Genomic DNA, 17991 nt, shown 5'->3' with positions numbered 1-17991 from the left:
TCCGACCTTGCCGCACCCTCCCGCCCGAGGACTCGCCGCATGCTGTCCGTGTTGCGCCATCGCACCTACCGGCATCTGTTCACCGCCCAGGTCATCGCCCTGACCGGAACCGGGCTCGCGACCGTAGCGCTGAGCCTGCTCGCCTATGACATCGCGGGCGCGAACGCCTCCGCCGTGCTGGGTACGGCCCTGGCGATCAAGATGCTCGCCTACGTGGGCATCGCACCGGTCATCAGCGCCTTCGCCGACCGAATACCGCGACGGGCGCTCCTCGTCTCCATGGACCTGGTCCGCGCCGTCGTCGCCCTCGCGCTCCCGCTCGTCACCGAGGTGTGGCAGGTCTACGTCCTGATCTTCCTGCTCCAGGCCGCGTCGGCCGCCTTCACCCCGGCGTTCCAGGCCGCCCTTCCCGACGTACTGCCCGAGGAGCGCGACTACACCCGCGCGCTCTCCCTCTCACGGCTGGCCTACGACCTGGAGACCCTCTTCAGCCCGGCGCTGGCCACCGCCCTGCTGTCCCTGGCCTCGTACGACTGGCTGTTCGCCGGCACCTCGGCCGGCTTCGTCGCCTCGGCCGCCCTGGTGGTCTCCGTACTGCTGCCGAAACCCGAACCGGTGGAGCGCGCCGGGGGCGTCTACGCCAAGGCGGCGTTCGGCACCCGTCTGTTCCTGCGTACGCCCCGACTGCGCGCCCTGCTCGCGCTCGACCTGGTGGTCGCCGCGGGCGGCGCGATGGTCATCGTGAACACGGTGGTGCTGGTGCGCGCCGGCCTCGGCCGGTCGGCGGGAGACGTCTCGCTCGCGCTGGGGGCGTACGGCGCGGGTTCCATGGCGGTCGCGCTGCTGCTGCCCCGCGCGCTGGACCGGGTGGGCGACCGGACCCTGATGCTGCCGGCCGCGTTCGTCATGACCGGGGTGCTGGCGGCACTGTCCGTCGGGCTCGTCCCGGCCACCGCGGGCTGGTCCTGGCCCGCCCTGCTCACGGCATGGACGCTGCTCGGCGCCACGACGTCGGTGATCCTCACGCCCAGCGGCCGACTGCTGCGCCGCTCGGCGACCAGCGCGGACCTGCCCGCCGCCTTCGCCGCGCGGTTCTCGCTCTCCCACGGCTGCTGGCTGCTGACCTACCCGCTCGCGGGCTGGCTGGCGGCGAAGGCCGGCCCGCCCGTCGCGGCGGCCGCACTCACGGTGGTCGCGTTGGCCGCCGCGGTGGCGGCGGTACGGATCTGGCCACGCGTCGATCCCGCCGAGCTGGAGCACGTACACCCCGAGCTCCCGGCGGACCACCCTCATCTGACCAGCGCTGTCGAAGCGGGTCGGCGCCACACGCACGAGTACCGCATCGACGCCCTGCACCCGCAGTGGCCGACGCCCGATCGCCTCCGACCGGTCAATTGATCAGAAAGGCGGGCTTCGCGGCCGCGTGCATCACGTACTCCAACGGCCCGCGCCGGAAGAACCGGGTCCAGGCGAGCGCGAACAGCATGGCCGCCACGGCGAACCAGAGGAGGACCGGCATCCCGTCGGTCTCCAGGGCCTCGATGGCGACGATGTGCGCGACGTAGGCGGTCAGGGCGATCGAACCGACCGCGACGACCGGCGCGGCCGCCCGCCTCAGCCATGCCGACCGTTCCATGGCGACCAGGCAGACGGCCAGGACCACCAGGGCGACACCGGTGTTGCCCAGGATGGGCCACGTCGTCTGACTGTGCGGCGAACCCACCAGCAGCCAGGCGGGAACGCCCGCGACGGGATCCTCGCCCACACCGTCGGACCACCACGCCGACGCTGCCACCGACGCCCCGCTGCCCGACGCCTCCCCCACCCCGTCCAGCGCGCCCGGGACGAGGTGCAGGGCCAGCCATGAGCCTCCGTAGCCGAGCACGGCCAGCGCCCCGCCGAGCAGGCCCACCCTGCCGACGACGCCGGGCCGGCCGAGGTCCAGCCTGCCCACCGCCATCCCGGCGACGATGAACGGAAGCCAGGTCAGCACCGGGTACGCACCGGTGATGAACAGCTCGACGACCCCGTCCGAACCGGTGGCCCACGCCAGCGGGTCGCGATCGATGACGGCATCGCCCCAGCTCCCGTACTCCACCGCCGCCCGCAGCAGGTACAGAACCTGCGGCAGCACGAGCGCGCCTGCCGCGGCGACGGCTGCCAGGGTGGCGGCTCGCAGCCGGTGGAGCGGCAGGGCGATGACGAAGAGGAGCCCGTAGCAGGCGAGGATCACATCGACCCCGGTGTCCAGGCCGGTGAGGGCGTACCCCAGCACGATCAGCGAGAGGGACCGGATCACCACCCTGCCCATGGCCTGCCGCCCCGCCCGCCCGGTCCGCGCCCGCGGCCGCCCGGTCAGCACGACCAGCGTGAACCCGGCCAACAACGCGAACAGCGCGGCGGACCGCCCCCGCGCCACCTCCATCCCCCACCCCAGCGCGCCGCCCTCCGACGGATCGGGCCCGACGTGCGCGGCGAACATCCCGAGGACGGCGAGCCCCCGGGCCAGATCGACCCCGACCAGCCGCCCTGCCGACGATGTACGTGACGGTCGGCCCGCCATGACGGAGGACTGCGCCTCCGGTGGTGGGGCGGGTGAGGCGTTGCGGCTCATTGCTCCAGGGTTGGGGATACGGCGGGTTTCAACCACTTGGCGGCGGGCGGGCCGCTCGCCGTCCCTGGCCACGGCGGACTCAAGCAGAACCACAATGCAGGAGTCTGCATTTGCGGGGCGGCCTGCCCGAGCCAGTGCTGCACGACACGACACCACATCCCGGTACGTGGGCTCGGGGCCCGGCGTCGACGTGCGCGCCGAGGCGACCTGGACCGAGTTCCAGCAGTTCGTCGACGTCACGAAGCGCCCCACCGGCGAGGCGGACGACACCTGCACGCTGCGCCGTGAAGGCCAAGGGGCTTGAGGGCCTTCCCGTGCGCAGGACCCTCCTGGCGTCTTGCCCGGTCATGCGCGGCCGAGCGCGCAGACTCCGACAAAGGGCTCCGCAGACCTACCGGCGCACGCCGCCGGTCAGGAACCGTCCTTCACCAGCACCAGAATCGCCACGCACTCCACATGATGCGTCATCATTTTCACGTCACAGGGGATTATCACAGGAAAACTGCTGGTCAGATGCGGTTTACCGGCTCTGCGAGTGCGGTGCTTCCAGGCCCGAGCATCAAACGAGCGTCACGGGTCAGCAGGTGCCGGCTGCTGCCGTTCGCGCTACGGGCGGCTGCGGGGGAGGCACGTTGCCGACGGCATCCTTGACGGCCCGCTCGCCGGCGCCCCGCGGCACGCCATCGGCATCCCCAGGGCCAGCGCGGCCACGAGCCACGGGAACACAGTCAGGGGAAGGTACGGCCACCCGATGGCAACCACGACAATCCCGCCGAGTGTGGCCGCCGTGACACCGGCGAAGGCCAGCTGCAGCCCCAGCCGCAGGAACCGGGACCAGGTGCGACGCAGGAGAGCGTCATCGAGGGCCAGGGCCGCGCGAGCGCCCGCCGCCCCCGAAGCCAGGAACAGCATGGGACCGAGTATTCCGTAGAGATTCACCCCGCCACTCCTCCTTTCCGACTCCATCCGGCATACGGGCGGCCGAATCGTAGCCGTACCACCGGACACGGGCTCCGCCGGGTGGCACAGGACCACCTGGAATCACTGCCTGGGAGGCTCTCCACAAGGTCGTAGCGCACGGGTGGCCGAGAGTCCGTTCTGCCCAGGGCGGAGCAGACTGCGGCACCCAGCTCGCCCCCGAGGGATCCGCCCCCGCTCGCTCCGGACGCCGACCCCGCATCATGACCCGCACCACCTATCCGGCCGCCACAATGAGGGCATGCCCGCCAGCCCACACCACCCCGCACCCGCGCCGAAGAACCTCTCGGGCGCGAACGCCGAGGACCTCGCGCTGTACCGGCAGAAGTTCCGGTGCCGTCTGCCGGAGTCGCTGGACGAGTTGCACGGCCCGACCCAGGGGGTCGTCGAGCTGCCGCTGCACATGGCCTGGTCCGGGATGACCTCGTACGACCTGGGCAAGCCGCGCCAGCGTATGAGCCTGTACCGCACCGTCCTGCACGAGGGGCTGCGCGAGGACCTGCCCCGCTACCTCGACCGGGACCTGCTCCTCCATCTGTGGCCGGTGCTGCGCACCCTCGTCGGCCGCACTGTGCGCACGCTATGGGAAGACGCCTTCCCCCAGCTCGCCTCCCGCGCCCAGGCAGCCGCGTGACGGACATGCCGGAGCTTCTTCTGAAATTCGGTACGCCCTGCAGCCGGCCGCGCGCAATGATGCCCGCAGCCGGGGCTCCGTCACCTCTCGCCAGCAGGTGGAGTAGCCCCGACTCCGTGCAACCGTCCCGCTCCCACCGGCGGAACAGGTCATAGATCCGACCCCACAGTTTCCTCCGTGAGATCTCCCCGCCCTGCGGCCGAGCGCCGGCCGTCACCCAGCAGCATCGCGTGCGTCGTTCCTGACGGAAGCTCCTCCAAGGATGGGTACCCAGCACGGAAACCAGCCGGGGCCGAGCAAGGAGGAGCGCGTCCAGGCGGTCGACGAACTGCCTGCCCGCGACGTCCAGACCGGTCGCGGGCAGCGCGAGGGTGATTCCGGCCTTTGGCGGAACCATGCGTGCCGCCGTTTCACAGGCGGGGGATGGCGACAGCGTCGTACGTCGTTGCCGGGGTCTGTTTCGTGGTGAAGCGGGCGTTGGGCAGGTACAGCCGGGCGCCGAAGGCGGCCACGGTCGTCGGTGTGTCGAACCGGTGATCACGTACCCGTCGCATGACGCGGCCCTCGGTGCCCGCTGCGTTCAAGCGCAGGACAGTGAGGGCGCTGCGCCGGTTCCGGACCCCGTTCTCCACGGCGAACAGCGTCCGGCCACGCAGCAGCAGGCCGTCACCGTCGGGCAGCGACTCTCCGTGCAGGTCCACCCGGTGGCTCCTGCCGGACGGGTCCACGTGGAACAGCTCGCCGGTGTTGGACTGGACGACGAGCAGGGCCCGGCCGTCCGGAGTCAGCGTGATGCCGTTGGCGTTGAAGCCTTCGCCGTACGTCATATCTCCGCTGAGCGGGATCCGTACCGCTGCGGCGGGCAGCTGTCCGCCGTGCAGAGTCAGCTTGTAGAGCACCGGGTTGGTGGAGTCGGTGAACCAGGCGGCGTCCTCGGTAAGGATGACGTCGTTGACGAACGCCGGGCCGTCGGCGAGCCGGTAGGAGGCCAGCACCCGGCCGGTGCGGGTGTCGATGACGCGCGCGTCACCGCCCGTGCCGCCCGCCACGAACAGCCGTCCGCGATCATCGGTCTTCATCCCGAGGGAGGGTGTGCCTGGTCCGCTGCTGAGGATCGTGCCGCGCCCGGTGCGCAGGTCAGCGCGGTAGATGGATCCGTCGGCCATGGAGCCGACGAACGCGAACGGGCCGGGGCCGATGGCGATGCCCTCGGGCCGGAAGCCGTTGGGCAGCGGGATGGACGTCGGAGGCGTCCCGGCCCGCCGGTCCGGACTTGCTCCGGCGGGACCGCCGTTGGTGACAGCCAGGGCGATCGCGGTGACGATCGCACCGACAACCTTGATCACGCGCATGATGGGATGCCTTTCTTGCTCCGTGCACGCCGAGCGAGTGCCGTTGCTACATGGTGGGTCGCGGTCGGCAGCGTGAAGGAGCTCGTCGATGGTGTCTCTGACATGGACGGCGACCGTTACGCGAGAGGTCCGCGCACGATGGGGTGCTCCCCGCGGAGGTCCACGGCGAGCTTGTGCAGTGCGGTTCCGTCGGCGATTGAGCCGAGCGCGGCGGCGAGGCCTGCGACGGAGTGTCGGACCGGTCGGCGCGGCGCCAGGAGGCCCTCGCCGTACCAGCTCAAGCACTGGTGCAGCGCCAGCGTGGCCGTCGCGATGTCGCGGGCGGCGTACCCCGCGACGTCCTCGCCGACGATGGCGATGTTTCTGACGAGGACGTCGAGCAGGCTCACCTCGGGGACCGAGCCGCTGGCGAAGCCCGTAGTGACGAGTCGCCCCTCCCAGGCCAGTGCGTCGAGCAGTTCCGTGGTGACTGCGCCGCCGACGAGATCGAGGGCGAGGTCGGCGCCGCGCCCGCCGGTCAGTTCCCGTACCACCCGGGCGAGGCCGGGAGGTCGCAGGACGTGGTCGGCCGCGGTCGGCGGCAGCGCGCCGGAACGGTCGACCGCGATGACCCGCGCGCCGGCGGCGCGGGCGACCTGAAGTGCAGCCGTCCCCACGTTTCCGGTGGCCCCGGTGACCACTACGGTCTCGCCCTCCCGCATCCCGCCGCGGTGCAGCAGCGAGAGGTGGGCCGTTGCGTAGGCCACTGGGAAGGCGGCCGCGGTCAGGTCGTCCATGGACTCGGGCACGGGCAGCACGTGCGCGGCATCGACGACGAGCCGGTCGGTGTAGGCGCCCCAGCCGACCAGCGCCATGACCCGTTGTCCGAGGGTGAACGTTGTGACGTCGGAGCCGACTTCGACGATGGTGCCGGCCAGTTCGAAGCCCGGCACGAGCGGGTCGGGGGCGGGGATCTGGAAGTCGCCGGAGAGCTGGACGAGTTCGGCGAAGTTCAGCCCGATGGCGGCGACGCCGACGCGGACCTGCCTCGGCCCCAGGACGGGGTCGGGCAGGTCGCGCCAATGGAGTTGTTCGGGGCCGCCGTGGTGCCGGGCGGCAAGGACGCGCATGACAGAGTGCTCCTGGATTGCTGATCGGATGGGGTTGATCGCCGCGACCCCGCCCACGCTAGAGAACCGATGGGAACCGCCGGGTACCTTGGGCACCATGAGTTCCTTCAACCGGCCCGGCGACGTGTTCCTCGCCGACTGTCCCGCCAGGCTCGCCGTCGAGATCCTCAGCGACAAGTGGTCGGTCGTCACCATCTACGCCCTGGGCAACGGCCCGCGCCGCCACGGCGAACTCAAGGCCCTCATCGGAGGCATCAGTTCCAAGATGCTCACCCAGACGTTGCGCCGGCTCCAGCATCACGGCCTGGTGCGGCGCCAGGCGTTCGCCGAGGTGCCACCTCGCGTCGAGTACGCACTCACCGGCCTGGGGGAGTCGGCGCTGGAACCGGTCGGCGTGCTCAGCCGCTGGGCCGAACACAACGGCGACGCCATCCTCGCCGCTCAGGAGGGTGGCGCCGCGCCGCTGTGAGAACGGCGCCGGACGCGCGGCGACCGTCCCCCGGTCGAGGAGACCCGGGAGCCGGTCGGCGAGGCGGGACGCCGGCTGCGCGACGGCGAGAAGCTCCGCCTTCCGGTCGTCAGTGACCGGCCATCACGTGCTTGCCGTGGTCCGCGTCGACCTTCGGCGCCGACCCCTCCTTCTCACGGTGCAGCAGCAGGAGCAGTGCCGTGACCAGTCCGGCCAGCGCGAAGACCGCGGTGGCCAGGAATCCGGCCTGGAAGCCGTCGTTCAGCGCCTCGGGACTCGTACCCGTGGTGTAGGCGAAGGCGACGGATGAGGCGATCGCGATGCCGAGCGCCGCGCCGATCTGGAACACCGCGTTGTTGATACCTGACACGAGGCCGGATTCCTCCGGCCTGGCGCCCGTCAGCGAGGCGATGGACGCGGCGACGTTCGTACTGCCGATGCCGGTGCCGAAGATGACCAGACCGAAGAACAGATCGCTCCAGTAGCCGCCGTTCGGATCGATCTGCGTGAGCAGCAGCAGTCCGCCGGACAGCAGTGCCATGCCGACGATCGCGATCGGCTTGTAGCCGATCCTGGCGACCAGGCGGGCGCTGACGTTGGCTCCGATGATCGACATGACGGCGTAGACCGCGGTGCTCAGGCCGAACTTGACGGCGCTGTAGCCGAGGACCTGCTGGGCGTAGAGCGAGGTCATGAGCGCTCCGCCGTACACGGCCATGGCGACGATGACCATCAGGATGTTGCCGCCGACCACGGTCGGCGAACGGAAGATCCGCAGCGGGACCAGCGGCACCTGGGAACGGTGCTCGATCAGTGTGAAGGCCACGAGCAGGACCGCGGCGGCGACCAGCATGCCGATCGTCTGGCCGCTGCCCCAGCCGACGAGCGGGGCCTCGGAGACCGCGTAGACCAGCAGGGCGATCGCGGCCGTGACCGTCACCGCGCCGGCCGGGTCGAACCGGCGGCGGCCCTGCTGGACGGGCGTCCGCTTCAGCAGGCGTGGGCCGAGCAGCAGCACCGCGGCGACCACCGGGACGTTGATGTAGAAGATCCACTCCCAGCCGAGGCCGTCGGTGATCGGGCCGCCGATCAGCAGCGCGGCGGTGGCTCCGAAGGCGCCGATACCCGTCCAGATGCCCAGCGCCTTGTTGCGCTCGGGACCCTCGGCGAACGTGTACATCAGCACGGCCATGGCGGTCGGGGTCATCACCGCGGCTGCCACACCCTGCACCACCCGCGCTGCAATCAGCACCTCATCGGTCCAGGCGAGACCGCACAGCACCGAGGCGACGCCGAACAGCGCGGTGCCGAACAGGAACATCCTGCGTCCCCCGAGCAGGTCCGCGGTGCGTCCGCCGAACATCAGCAGTCCGCCGAAACTCAGCAGGTAGGCGCTCATCACCCACTGGACGCCGCCCGGCGCGAAACCGAGCTCCTCCTCGATCGCCGGCATGGCCAGCATGACGATCTGCGAGTCCACGATGACCATGAAGAACGCCGCCACCAGCAAGGTGAGCGCGAGCCATCTGCGGGGGTCGGGCGCCGCCTCGGAATCGCGGCCGGTTTCCTGATTTTTCAGTCCATTGCGTCGTGCATGGGACATGGGTGTTCCTTATCTGCTTTCCCTTGACGGGGGTCTGGGTCACGTCGTCACGCTGCGGCGCCGTTGCCGTGTGACGGGGCAGCGCGAGGCCACCGCGCCGGGTGTCGCGGCAGTCGTGTCGCGTGTGGTGGGCGGTGCGCCCGATGGTGAGGGCTAGTGCAGGGAACAGTGCCTCGCGGCCAGGCACATCCGGTCGAGCGCGTTCGCCACGGAGATCGCGATGATGAGGATTCCCAGGCTGTACGGGCCGAGCAGACGCTCCGCCTGGCCGTACTCGGCGTCCGGCACGCCGTTCGACGGAAGCCGGGTCATCACCTCTGCAAGGGCCGGGGCGGCCCGCTCCGGCTCGGTGAACAGTGCCGAATCGCGCCACCCTGGGAGCTCGTTGAGCGGTTCCTGCCGCTCCCCCAGGCGGAGTGCCTCCTGGGAACGCCGCGCGAGGAAGTACGCGCAGCCGTTGAGTTGCGCCACTCGGATTCGGACCAGCTCCCTCAGGCGATCGTCCATCAGTCCCTCACCCCGGAGCGCGCCTTCGAGCTCGCACACCAGGCCGGCGGCACGCGACGACACGGCTGCCAGATCGATCCGCTGCCTGGTCATCGTGGGCTCGCCTCCTCGTTCGCCGCTCATCCGTAGCCAGTGTGGATCCGTCCGATGTCCAGGAACAACAGCGAAGTTCTCACCGTTCGGTAAGGTGCGCTTACCGAACGGGGGATGGGGATGAACTGGCAGGAACTGGAGACCTTCCTGACGCTGGCCGAGGAACTGCACTTCGGCCGCGCGGCCGAGCGGCTGCACGTGTCGCGGGCACGGGTGAGCCAGATGACCAAGGCTCTGGAACGGCGCGTCGGCGCCCCACTGTTCGAACGCACCAGCCGCCAGGTGTCATTGACGCCGCTCGGCCGGCAGCTGCGCGAGGACCTCGACCCGCACCACCACGGTGTCCTGGAAGCCGTCGCCAAGGCGTCGGACACCGCTCGGGGTACCTGCGGCATCCTTCGGGTGGGGTTCTCCAGCCCGCTGGCCAGCGAGCGGATCATGGCCGCCATGGAGTCCTTCCGCGATCGGTATCCCCGCTACGAGGTGCAGATCCGCGAGGTCCACCTGTCAGACCGCTTCGGGGCTCTGCGCCGGGGCGAGCTGGACCTCCAGCTCATCGAACTCCCCGTCGACGAGGCCGACCTCACCGTGGGTCCCGTGCTCGTGCGCGACCCGACGGTGCTCGCGGTCTCCACCGCGCACCGCCTGGCCGGCCGCACAACGGTCTCGCTGGAAGACCTCGCGGACGAGAAGCTGCTCCTCATCGACGGCATGCCCGGGTACTTCACCGCGCGGCACATGCCCGACCGCACCCCGTCCGGGCGCCCCATCCACCACAAGACCACCACGAAGTACTGGCAGGAACTGCTCGCGCTGGTGGCGGCGGGCGAGGGTGTCACCATCGCGGCCGCTCAGGGAACCCGCTACTACCCCCGCCCCAACCTGGTCTATCTCCCGTTCGAGGACGTCGAGCCCTTCGAGTACGCGGTGATGTGGCGGTCGGACGATCTCTCCGCCAAGGCACTCTCCTTCAAGCGGACGGCCATGGAGATCTCCGCAGCCGATCGCTGCAGGCAGCCCGGCTCCTGCTGATCACGTTGCCGCAGCGCGTGCCGGCCACGGACGGCGGCGCGTGGCGCACCCCCGCCACGGACCGCGCGGGACCCCCGACCTGGCGCTCGACACCGTCGGCGCGGTACCCGCCGGCGTACGTCCGGTGGGCGGGGTCCTTCGTCGGCAGCTCGCGGACGAGTTCCGCGGGCGGGGGCGGAGGCCCTGCTCGTTCACGATGCAGCGCTGCTCCACGTGAATGTGGGGATGGCCCCACGGCAGGTGGGGTTCAGATGGAACGCTGAGGGCTCACACCGGTGTGAAGTCCAAAGGGCCTCAGCGGGTCGTTCGGCGTGGGGCGTTCCCCCGCCACTCCCGGCCGATCGAGACCAGCACCGAGCACACCATCGCCGACCTCACGTCCTCGACGACCCGCGAGACAATGGGTGCCGAAGCCAGCTTCGTCGGCGGAGAGCGCGGGTCCTCGATGGGCACCCCTCCGCGATTATCACTCCGTACAGGAATTCGGAAATCACGGATTCTCCGCATCATGGAAGGACACCGCCACCCTTCTAACCATCGCGACGCGAGGGGGACACCTTCCACTCCAGCACCAGTACGTTGTCAGCCAGCCGCCGTCGACCGGACATGGTCGCCGGCGTTCTCAGGCACCCTCGTAGCTCATCCGGAGCAACGGCTCAGCGCGACTCAGGTCGCCCTCCGTCCGAAGGCGGACCTCGACATCACCAGTGCCGTGGTGGCCGATCTGGCTGGCATCCCGGGTGAAGCCCCCAACGAGGTCCACGTCTTTGGGATCAATGCGGAGCGTAACCACGACCTCCTGCTGGTGGGCGTGGCTGACGCATGCGAAGTTTCGCAGCCGCCGGTACGCGCGGTACTGCTTGCGGTCAACACTGCTCACATCGTCTCCCAGCCCCTGGAGCAGTTCGTCGAGCGCGCTGCGCAGCCCCGCGTTGGGGTCCTCACGCATGCCTACCGACGCACTCGGTCGTCGACGACGCTGCTCGCTGCGCTCCTGTGCCCCGGCTGTCGTTTTGGCCACTGGTTCGAGGGCGAGCAGCCCTGTGCCGAAGTAGCTGTATCGGACGAGGTCGATGGTGCGTCGGATCTCGCGTACGGCGTGGAGGTCGTAGCGGGTGTAGTCCTCAGCGACGCAGATCAGCCTAGGGCTGCTCCACAGCACCTGGGAAGCAACCTCTGCCCAGAGACGCTCGCGGAACAACTGCTGGAACTCGGCCCGGTGATCGGTGAGCCACGCCAGGTAGAACAGCCCTTGGGTGATGACCTGTTGACTGAACTGCTGGCGGACTTTCTGCAGGTCAGTGATCTTGTGGTGGGGGCGTCGTTGAATCGGCCATGGAGGCATCGAGAGATCTGGCAGCCCTGCCCGTCCCACTGATCGGGGAGCTGGTGGCCATGGATGATCCGTGGGATCCGTACCGGCTCATCGACCCGCCTGGGCAACCGATCGAGGGAGCTGGCGCCTTCCTGCGGGATCTGCAGGGAACCGGTCGTTCGGCGGCGACGGCCCGTTCCTTCAGTGTCACGGATCTGGCGGGCGTTCGGCCTGCAGCCGCACCGGTCGGAGACCTTCAAACTGTCAACCGATCCGTACTTCGTCGACAAGGTCCACGACGTCGTGGGGCTCTACCTGGACCCGCCCGAGCGGGCGTTGGTGTTCTGCGTGGATGAGAAATCCCAGATCCAGGCCCTGGACAGGTCCCAGCCCGTGCTGCCGATGATGCCCGGGGTTCCCGAGCGGGCGACCCACGACTACGTCCGCGCCGGTACCACCACACTGTTCGCGGCACTGGAGGTCGCCACCGGCAAGGTCATCGGCTCCCTGCACCGCCGACACCGCGCCGAGGAGTTCAAGAAGTTCCTGGTCAAGCTCGACCGCGAAGTGCCGGACGGCCTTGAGGTCCACCTGGTGCTCGACAACTACGCCACCCACAAGACACCCGCCATCAAGAAGTGGCTGCTGGCCCATCACCGGTTCCACCTGCACTTCACACCGACGGGCTCATCCTGGCTCAACCTCGTCGAGCGATGGTTCGCCGAACTCACCAACAAGCAGATACGACGAGGCGTCCATAGATCCGTCCAAGCCCTGGAGAAGGACATCCGCAACTGGATCGCAGCCTGGAACACCGACCCGAAGCCCTACGTCTGGACCAAGACCGCCGACGAGATCCTCGAACGCCTCGCCTCACATCTGAACAGAATTCCTGACTCAGAAGGCTAGCGCCAGGTGGTCCGAGACTGGCGAACTGCCCCTCAAATCACCTGACGCCCCGCCAAAACGAGCGTCACGAGCGTCATTTCAGCGTCAAGATATCGCCCGTAACACCCACAACGCACATAATGCGCACCGGCAAAACCGCAGGTCAGGCGTCTTCCCGCACCGGTTCAAGGATCGCCACGCACTCCACGTGGTGGGTCATCGGAAACAGGTCGAACGCCCTCAGCGTCCGCGGCCTGTACCCGTTCTCCCGGAAGTACCCCAAGTCCCGCGCCAGCGCCGCCGGATCGCACGCCACGTACGCGATCCTGCGAGCCCCCAGCCCCGAGACGTACTCGACCGTCGAGCGGCCCGCGCCCGCGCGCGGGGGGTCGAGGACGACGAGGTCCGCCTCGGTGATGCCGGTGCGCGGGAGGACGGATTCGACCTTGCCCTGTTCGATGCGGACGCGCGGGAGGTCCTGGAGGTTGTGGCGGGCGTCCTCGACCGCGCGCTTGCCGGACTCGATGCCGAGGACCGCGCCCTTTTCGCCGACGCGCTGGCCGATGGCGCCCGCGAAGAGGCCGACGCCGCAGTAGAGGTCGAGGGCGGTGTCGCCCTTGCGGGGCATCAGGCCCTGCATGACGGCCTGGACGAGGGTGTCGGCGGCCTTCGGGTGGACCTGCCAGAAGCCGCCCATGCCGACGCGGTAGGTGCGGTCGTCGGCGCGCTCGCGGACGAACGGGCGGCCGTGGACGCGGTGGACGCTGCCGTCCTTCTCGTGGATACGCAGGACGGAGACGGGCTTGTCGAGCTCCACCAGCGGGAGCCGGGCGCCGGGGCGGGGGGTGAGGATCACCTGGCGGTCGCCGGAGCCGGTGGCGGCGATCGCCTCGATGGAGGCCATGCCCTCCCAGGTGCGCTCCTCGATGCCGAGCTCCGAGACGCCGGGCGCCGCGATCATGCAGTGCTCGACCGGCTCGACGTCGTGCGAGCGGTGCTTGCGCAGGCCCGCCCGCCCGGACTCGTCGACGGCGTACTGGACGCGGGTGCGCCACTGCGGGACCTGCCCGGCCGGGAGCTTGTCGCCCTCGACGGGCGCGACCGTGCCGTCCCAGCCGGCCTCCTCCGGGGTGAGGCCGGCGAGCCGCTTGAGCTGCTCGGCGACGACCTCGCCCTTGAAGCGGCGCTGGGCGCCCGGCTTGGCGTGCTGCCAGTCGCAGCCGCCGCACTTGCCGGGGCCGGCGTACGGGCAGGGGGCCTCCACCCGGTCCTTGGAGGCGGTCAGGATCGTGATCGCGTCGGCGCGCAGGTAGCGGGAGTCCTCGTGCCCCTCCGTGACGCGGGCGACGACCTTCTCGCCGGGCAGCGCGTGCCGGACGAACAGGACACGGCCGCCCTCCGTGCGGGCGATGCAGTGGCCGCCGTGGGCCACGGGGCCGACCTCGACCTCGTACTCCTCCCCGACCAGCGAAGACGTTTCAGCGTTCTGCATGACGGGGTGGCTCCAGGGGGTGGGCGGTGTGGTGGGACGACAGCCCACCAGTCTACGTGGGCTGCCGGGTCCCTCAGCCCTTGGCGCTGGGCTCCTTCGGACGGTCGTTCACCGGGCCGCGGCGCACCGAACCGGGCGCGTTCCATTCCTGGCGCTTCCTCGCCCGCTTCCTCGCGAGTTCGGACGACTGGAGCTGGTACGGGACCGAGGTGACCATGACGCCCGGGGTGAACAGCAGGCGGCCCTTCAGGCGCAGGGCGCTCTGGTTGTGCAGCAGATGCTCCCACCAGTGGCCGACCACGTACTCGGGGATGATCACGCTGACCGCGTCCCGCGGGCTCTCGCGCCGCAGGCCCTTGACGTACTCGATGATCGGCCGGGTGATCTCCCGGTAGGGCGAGTGCAGGATCTTCAGCGGTACGTTGATGCCGCGCCGTTCCCACTCCTCCTTGAGCGCCTTCGTCTCCGCCGGGTCGACATCGATGCTGAGGGCCTCCAGCCGGTCGGAGCGCATCAGCTTGGCGTAGGCGACCGCGCGCAGCGTCGGGCGGTGGACCTTGGAGACGAGCACGATGGAGTGGACCCGGGAGGGCCGCACGGTGTCGTCGGTCGGCTCGTCGGGGGCGGCGATCTCCTCCGCGACGCGGTCGTAGTGCTTACGGATCGCCGTCATGGTCCCGTAGAAGATCACCATGCCGAGCAGGGCGACCCAGGCGCCGTGCGTGAACTTGGTGACGAGGACCACGACGAGGACCAGTCCGGTGAAGAACGCGCCGAAGGTGTTGATCGCGCGGGAGCGGATCATGTGGCGGCGCTTGGCCGGGTCGCGCTCGGTCTTCAGGTGGCGGTTCCAGTGGCGGACCATGCCGGTCTGGCTGAGCGTGAAGGAGACGAAGACGCCGACGATGTAGAGCTGGATCAGCTTGGTCGAGTCGGCCCCGTACAGCCAGACCAGCAGGATGGCCGCGCCCGCCAGCAGCACGATGCCGTTGGAGAAGGCGAGCCGGTCGCCGCGGGTGTGCAGCTGGCGCGGCAGGTAGCGGTCCTGGGCGAGGATCGAGCCGAGCAGCGGGAAGCCGTTGTACGCGGTGTTCGCGGCCAGGAAGAGGACGAGCGCGGTGGCGGCGGCGAGCAGGACGAAGAAGAACGTACCGTCACCGAACACGGCGGCCGCGACCTGCGAGATCACCGGGTCCTGGACATAGCCGGAGCCGACCGGGGTGCCGTCGACGAGCAGGTCGTGGGCGGGCTTCTCGGCCATCTTCACGCCGGTGGCCATGGCCAGGCCGATGATGCCGCAGAACATCGTGACGGCCAGTGCGCCCATGAGGAGCAGGGTGGTCGCGGCGTTCTTGCTCTTGGGCTTCCGGAAGGCCGGTACGCCGTTGCTGATCGCCTCGACGCCCGTGAGCGCGGCGCAGCCGGAGGAGAAGGCGCGCAGGAGGAGGAAGAGCAGGGCGAAGCCGGCGAGGCCCTCCTGCTCGGGCTTGATCTCGAAGTCGGCGGTCGGGGCCCGCATGGACTCGTCCAGGACGAAGCCCTTGAAGGCGCCCCAGGCGATCATGATGAAGACGCCGGCGACGAAGACGTACGTCGGGATCGCGAAGAGCTTCCCGGACTCCTTCACGCCGCGCAGGTTCATGAGCGTGAGCAGCACGATGATGACGATGGCGCTGAGCACCTTGTGCTCGACGACGAACGGGACCGCGGAGCCGAGGTTCTCCACGCCGGAGGAGATCGACACGGCGACGGTGAGGACGTAGTCGACGAGCAGTGCGCTGGCGACGGTCAGGCCCGCCTTGGGGCCGAGGTTGGTGTTCGCCACCTCGTAGTCGCCGCCGCCGCTGGGGTACGCGTGCACGTTCTGCCGGTACGAGGCGACGACCGTGAACATCAGGACCACGACGGCCGCGGCGATCCACGGGCTGAACTGGTACGCCGACACACCCGCGATGGACAGGACCAGCAGGACCTCTCCCGGGGCGTACGCCACCGAGGACAGCGGGTCGGACGCGAAGACGGGGAGTGCGATGCGCTTGGGCAGGAGCGTTTCACCGAGCCTGTCGCTGCGCAGCGCCCTGCCGATCAGGATCCGTTTGGGAATGTCGGTCAGTTTGGACACGCAGAGGATCGTAAGCGTTCCGTATTGACGGCGCCCACCCGCCACCCTGCTCCGGAGGAGAGGGGGTGGCGGGTGGGCGCTGTGAATCCAGGGCGCACCTCGGCGTATCTCGGCGTACCTCGGATGCGGGTAACCCGACGGTCACGTCATAAGCTCGTTGGGGGCAACAGCCGAGAGAGAAGAGTGAGCACGGTGTTTGCGCAGGTCAGCGGGATGACCGAGATGACCAGGACTGCGGGGTAGATAGGTGCACATCGTCATCATGGGCTGCGGGCGGGTGGGAGCGGAGCTCGCTCAGACCCTGGAGCAGCAGGGGCACACGGTCGCCGTGGTCGACCAGGACCCCACGGCCTTCCGTCGCCTGGGTTCCGGTTTCGGCGGCCGTCGCGTCACCGGGGTCGGCTTCGACCAGGACACCCTTCGCGAGGCGGGGATCGAGGAGGCCGGGGCGTTCGCCGCGGTCAGCAGCGGCGACAACTCCAACATCATCGCGGCGCGCGTCGCCCGCGAGATGTTCGGGATCGAGAACGTGGCCGCCCGGATCTACGACCCGCGGCGTGCCGAGGTCTACCAGCGCCTCGGCATTCCGACCGTGGCCACGGTCCGCTGGACCGCCGACCAGATGCTGCGGCGGCTGCTGCCGTCCGGCGCCGAGCCGCTGTGGCGCGACCCCAGTGGGGGCGTACAGCTCGCCGAGGTGCACACGTCGCCGGCCTGGATCGGCCACAAGATCAGCAAGCTGCAGGAGGAGACGGGCGTACGTGTCGCGTTCCTCACCCGGCTGGGCGAGGCGGTGCTGCCGACCTCGCAGACGGTGTTGCAGGAAGGCGACCTGGTCCACGTGATGATGCGTACGGACGAGATCGAGAAGGTCGAGGAGGCCTTCGCCGAGGGTCCCGAGGAGGGCGGTCACTGATGCGTGTCGCGATTGCCGGGGCCGGCGCGGTGGGGCGTTCCATCGCGGGCGAGCTCCTGGAGAACGGGCACGAGGTGCTCCTGATCGACAAGGCGCCGACCGCCATCTCGGTGGAGCGGGTGCCGCAGGCGGAGTGGCTGCTGGCCGACGCGTGCGAGATCACGTCGCTGGACGAGGCCGCGCTGCAGCGCTGCAACGTCGTGATCGCGGCGACCGGTGACGACAAGGTGAACCTGGTCGTGTCGCTGCTCGCCAAGACCGAGTACGGGGTGCCGCGGGTCGTCGCCCGCGTGAACAACCCGAAGAACGAGTGGCTGTTCAACGAGGCGTGGGGCGTCGATGTCGCCGTGTCCACGCCGCGGCTGATGTCGGCGCTGGTGGAGGAGGCGGTGAGCGTCGGCGACCTGGTGCGGCTGCTCCGCTTCAGCCACGGCGACGCCAACCTGGTCGAGCTGACCCTGCCGCCGGAGTCGGCGCTGGCGGGGACGCAGGTCGGGGCCGTGGCCTGGCCCGAGGACACCTCACTGGTGACGATCATCCGCGGCTCGCGGGTGCTGACGCCGCACGGGGAGGAGACCCTGGAGGCGGGGGACGAGCTGCTGTTCGTGGCGGCGCAGGCACGCGAGGAGCAGCTGGAGGACCTGTTGTCGGTCCGCCGCGAGGGCACGACGGCGAGCTGACGCTCGCACACGGGGTGCCTCCGGCGGGGGCGGGGGCGGTTGGCTGCCCCTGGGCGGGGGCTTCGGCCCCTTCGGGTCGGTCGCCCCGGGTCGGGGCGCCGACTCCGGCTGCCGCCTGTACGCCGAGGGGCCCGACAACGGAAGAGCAAACCGAACAACAACAAACACAACAATAACGAACACGTAT

At 69.9% G+C, this 17991-nt stretch carries 15 protein-coding genes and 1 pseudogene; 8 read left to right on the top strand and 8 right to left on the bottom strand.

Annotated elements, in window-relative coordinates; all coding sequences use genetic code 11:
• Window positions 1-39: 39 nt before the first annotated feature.
• The gene (locus tag ABT342_RS31735) at window positions 40-1398 is read left to right on the top strand and encodes an MFS transporter (protein WP_351581485.1); all 1359 of its coding nucleotides are present in this window, start codon (window positions 40-42) and stop codon (window positions 1396-1398) included.
• Here ABT342_RS31735 and ABT342_RS31730 read toward each other — a convergent pair.
• Entirely contained in the window at window positions 1391-2614 is a 1224-nt protein-coding gene (locus tag ABT342_RS31730) for a heparan-alpha-glucosaminide N-acetyltransferase domain-containing protein (RefSeq protein WP_351581484.1), read from the bottom strand. The two genes, ABT342_RS31735 and ABT342_RS31730, sit on opposite strands and share 8 nt — an antisense overlap.
• A 166-nt stretch (window positions 2615-2780) precedes the next feature.
• Here ABT342_RS31730 and ABT342_RS31725 point away from each other — a divergent pair, with 166 nt between their 5' ends.
• Together ABT342_RS31725 and ABT342_RS31720 are read left to right on the top strand one after the other, a co-directional pair.
• Window positions 2781-2918 (top strand): hypothetical protein, encoded by a 138-nt coding sequence (locus ABT342_RS31725; protein ID WP_351581483.1) that lies wholly within the window; start codon window positions 2781-2783, stop codon window positions 2916-2918.
• A 915-nt stretch (window positions 2919-3833) separates the two neighbouring features.
• Window positions 3834-4226 (top strand): hypothetical protein, encoded by a 393-nt coding sequence (locus ABT342_RS31720; RefSeq protein WP_351581482.1) that lies wholly within the window; start codon window positions 3834-3836, stop codon window positions 4224-4226.
• A gap of 410 nt (window positions 4227-4636) precedes the next feature.
• Here ABT342_RS31720 and ABT342_RS31715 read toward each other — a convergent pair whose 3' ends face one another.
• Together ABT342_RS31715 and ABT342_RS31710 are read right to left on the bottom strand one after the other, a co-directional pair.
• Complete coding sequence (locus ABT342_RS31715) at window positions 4637-5578, bottom strand: NHL repeat-containing protein (protein WP_502965648.1); 942 nt, start codon at window positions 5576-5578, stop codon at window positions 4637-4639.
• A 116-nt stretch (window positions 5579-5694) separates the two neighbouring features.
• Window positions 5695-6687, bottom strand: coding sequence for an NADPH:quinone oxidoreductase family protein (locus ABT342_RS31710; protein WP_351581479.1), 993 nt, complete (start codon window positions 6685-6687; stop codon window positions 5695-5697).
• A 97-nt stretch (window positions 6688-6784) separates the two neighbouring features.
• On the opposite strand from ABT342_RS31710, the gene ABT342_RS31705 reads away from it, so the two are divergent.
• Window positions 6785-7156, top strand: coding sequence for a winged helix-turn-helix transcriptional regulator (locus tag ABT342_RS31705; protein WP_351581477.1), 372 nt, complete (start codon window positions 6785-6787; stop codon window positions 7154-7156).
• A gap of 109 nt (window positions 7157-7265) precedes the next feature.
• Here ABT342_RS31705 and ABT342_RS31700 read toward each other — a convergent pair whose 3' ends face one another.
• Together ABT342_RS31700 and ABT342_RS31695 are read right to left on the bottom strand one after the other, a co-directional pair.
• The gene (locus tag ABT342_RS31700; RefSeq protein WP_351581475.1) at window positions 7266-8759 is read right to left on the bottom strand and encodes an MFS transporter; all 1494 of its coding nucleotides are present in this window, start codon (window positions 8757-8759) and stop codon (window positions 7266-7268) included.
• 153 nt (window positions 8760-8912) lie between these two features.
• A complete protein-coding gene (locus ABT342_RS31695; RefSeq protein ID WP_351581473.1) occupies window positions 8913-9359 on the bottom strand; it encodes a carboxymuconolactone decarboxylase family protein in 447 nt (148 codons plus the stop codon).
• A gap of 120 nt (window positions 9360-9479) precedes the next feature.
• On the opposite strand from ABT342_RS31695, the gene ABT342_RS31690 reads away from it, so the two are divergent.
• Complete coding sequence (locus tag ABT342_RS31690) at window positions 9480-10391, top strand: LysR family transcriptional regulator (RefSeq protein ID WP_351581471.1); 912 nt, start codon at window positions 9480-9482, stop codon at window positions 10389-10391.
• A gap of 622 nt (window positions 10392-11013) precedes the next feature.
• Here ABT342_RS31690 and ABT342_RS31685 read toward each other — a convergent pair.
• Complete coding sequence (locus ABT342_RS31685) at window positions 11014-11736, bottom strand: DUF5655 domain-containing protein (protein ID WP_351581469.1); 723 nt, start codon at window positions 11734-11736, stop codon at window positions 11014-11016.
• Window positions 11737-11910: 174 nt separating this feature from the next.
• Here ABT342_RS31685 and ABT342_RS31680 point away from each other — a divergent pair.
• Window positions 11911-12615, top strand: a pseudogene (locus tag ABT342_RS31680) (IS630 family transposase); the annotation flags it as partial.
• Window positions 12616-12757: 142 nt separating this feature from the next.
• On the opposite strand, the gene ABT342_RS31675 reads toward ABT342_RS31680, so the two are convergent.
• Complete coding sequence (locus ABT342_RS31675; RefSeq protein WP_351581467.1) at window positions 12758-14086, bottom strand: class I SAM-dependent RNA methyltransferase; 1329 nt, start codon at window positions 14084-14086, stop codon at window positions 12758-12760.
• 73 nt (window positions 14087-14159) lie between these two features.
• Window positions 14160-16208 carry an APC family permease gene (locus ABT342_RS31670; RefSeq protein ID WP_351581465.1) on the bottom strand — a complete coding sequence of 683 codons (2049 nt, stop codon included), beginning with the start codon at window positions 16206-16208 and terminating at the stop codon, window positions 14160-14162.
• A gap of 247 nt (window positions 16209-16455) precedes the next feature.
• On the opposite strand from ABT342_RS31670, the gene ABT342_RS31665 reads away from it, so the two are divergent.
• Window positions 16456-17124, top strand: coding sequence for a potassium channel family protein (locus tag ABT342_RS31665; protein WP_351581463.1), 669 nt, complete (start codon window positions 16456-16458; stop codon window positions 17122-17124).
• On the top strand, window positions 17124-17804 hold the full coding sequence (locus ABT342_RS31660) for a potassium channel family protein (RefSeq protein WP_351581461.1): 681 nt from the start codon (window positions 17124-17126) through the stop codon (window positions 17802-17804). Before ABT342_RS31665 ends, ABT342_RS31660 begins: the two co-directional genes overlap by 1 nt.
• Window positions 17805-17991: the final 187 nt, after the last annotated feature.

The sequence above is a fragment of the Streptomyces sp. NPDC000410 genome, assembly GCF_040300305.1.
Classification (GTDB): Bacteria; Actinomycetota; Actinomycetes; order Streptomycetales; family Streptomycetaceae; genus Streptomyces.
Note: the sequence above shows the minus strand (reverse complement) of the source record. Positions and strands in the feature narration are given on the sequence as shown.

What these genes read in the sequence shown, in the direction of transcription:
- ABT342_RS31705 (WP_351581477.1), top strand. Translation starts at nt 6,785, where the DNA reads ATGAGTTCCTTCAACCGGCCCGGCGACGTGTTCCTCGCCGACTGTCCC.
- ABT342_RS31730 (WP_351581484.1), bottom strand. Translation starts at nt 2,614, where the DNA reads ATGAGCCGCAACGCCTCACCCGCCCCACCACCGGAGGCGCAGTCCTCC.
- ABT342_RS31710 (WP_351581479.1), bottom strand. Translation starts at nt 6,687, where the DNA reads ATGCGCGTCCTTGCCGCCCGGCACCACGGCGGCCCCGAACAACTCCAT.
- ABT342_RS31720 (WP_351581482.1), top strand. Translation starts at nt 3,834, where the DNA reads ATGCCCGCCAGCCCACACCACCCCGCACCCGCGCCGAAGAACCTCTCG.
- ABT342_RS31660 (WP_351581461.1), top strand. Translation starts at nt 17,124, where the DNA reads ATGCGTGTCGCGATTGCCGGGGCCGGCGCGGTGGGGCGTTCCATCGCG.
- ABT342_RS31695 (WP_351581473.1), bottom strand. Translation starts at nt 9,359, where the DNA reads ATGACCAGGCAGCGGATCGATCTGGCAGCCGTGTCGTCGCGTGCCGCC.
- ABT342_RS31685 (WP_351581469.1), bottom strand. Translation starts at nt 11,736, where the DNA reads ATGCCTCCATGGCCGATTCAACGACGCCCCCACCACAAGATCACTGAC.
- ABT342_RS31675 (WP_351581467.1), bottom strand. Translation starts at nt 14,086, where the DNA reads ATGCAGAACGCTGAAACGTCTTCGCTGGTCGGGGAGGAGTACGAGGTC.
- ABT342_RS31700 (WP_351581475.1), bottom strand. Translation starts at nt 8,759, where the DNA reads ATGTCCCATGCACGACGCAATGGACTGAAAAATCAGGAAACCGGCCGC.
- ABT342_RS31715 (WP_502965648.1), bottom strand. Translation starts at nt 5,578, where the DNA reads ATGCGCGTGATCAAGGTTGTCGGTGCGATCGTCACCGCGATCGCCCTG.
- ABT342_RS31690 (WP_351581471.1), top strand. Translation starts at nt 9,480, where the DNA reads ATGAACTGGCAGGAACTGGAGACCTTCCTGACGCTGGCCGAGGAACTG.
- ABT342_RS31735 (WP_351581485.1), top strand. Translation starts at nt 40, where the DNA reads ATGCTGTCCGTGTTGCGCCATCGCACCTACCGGCATCTGTTCACCGCC.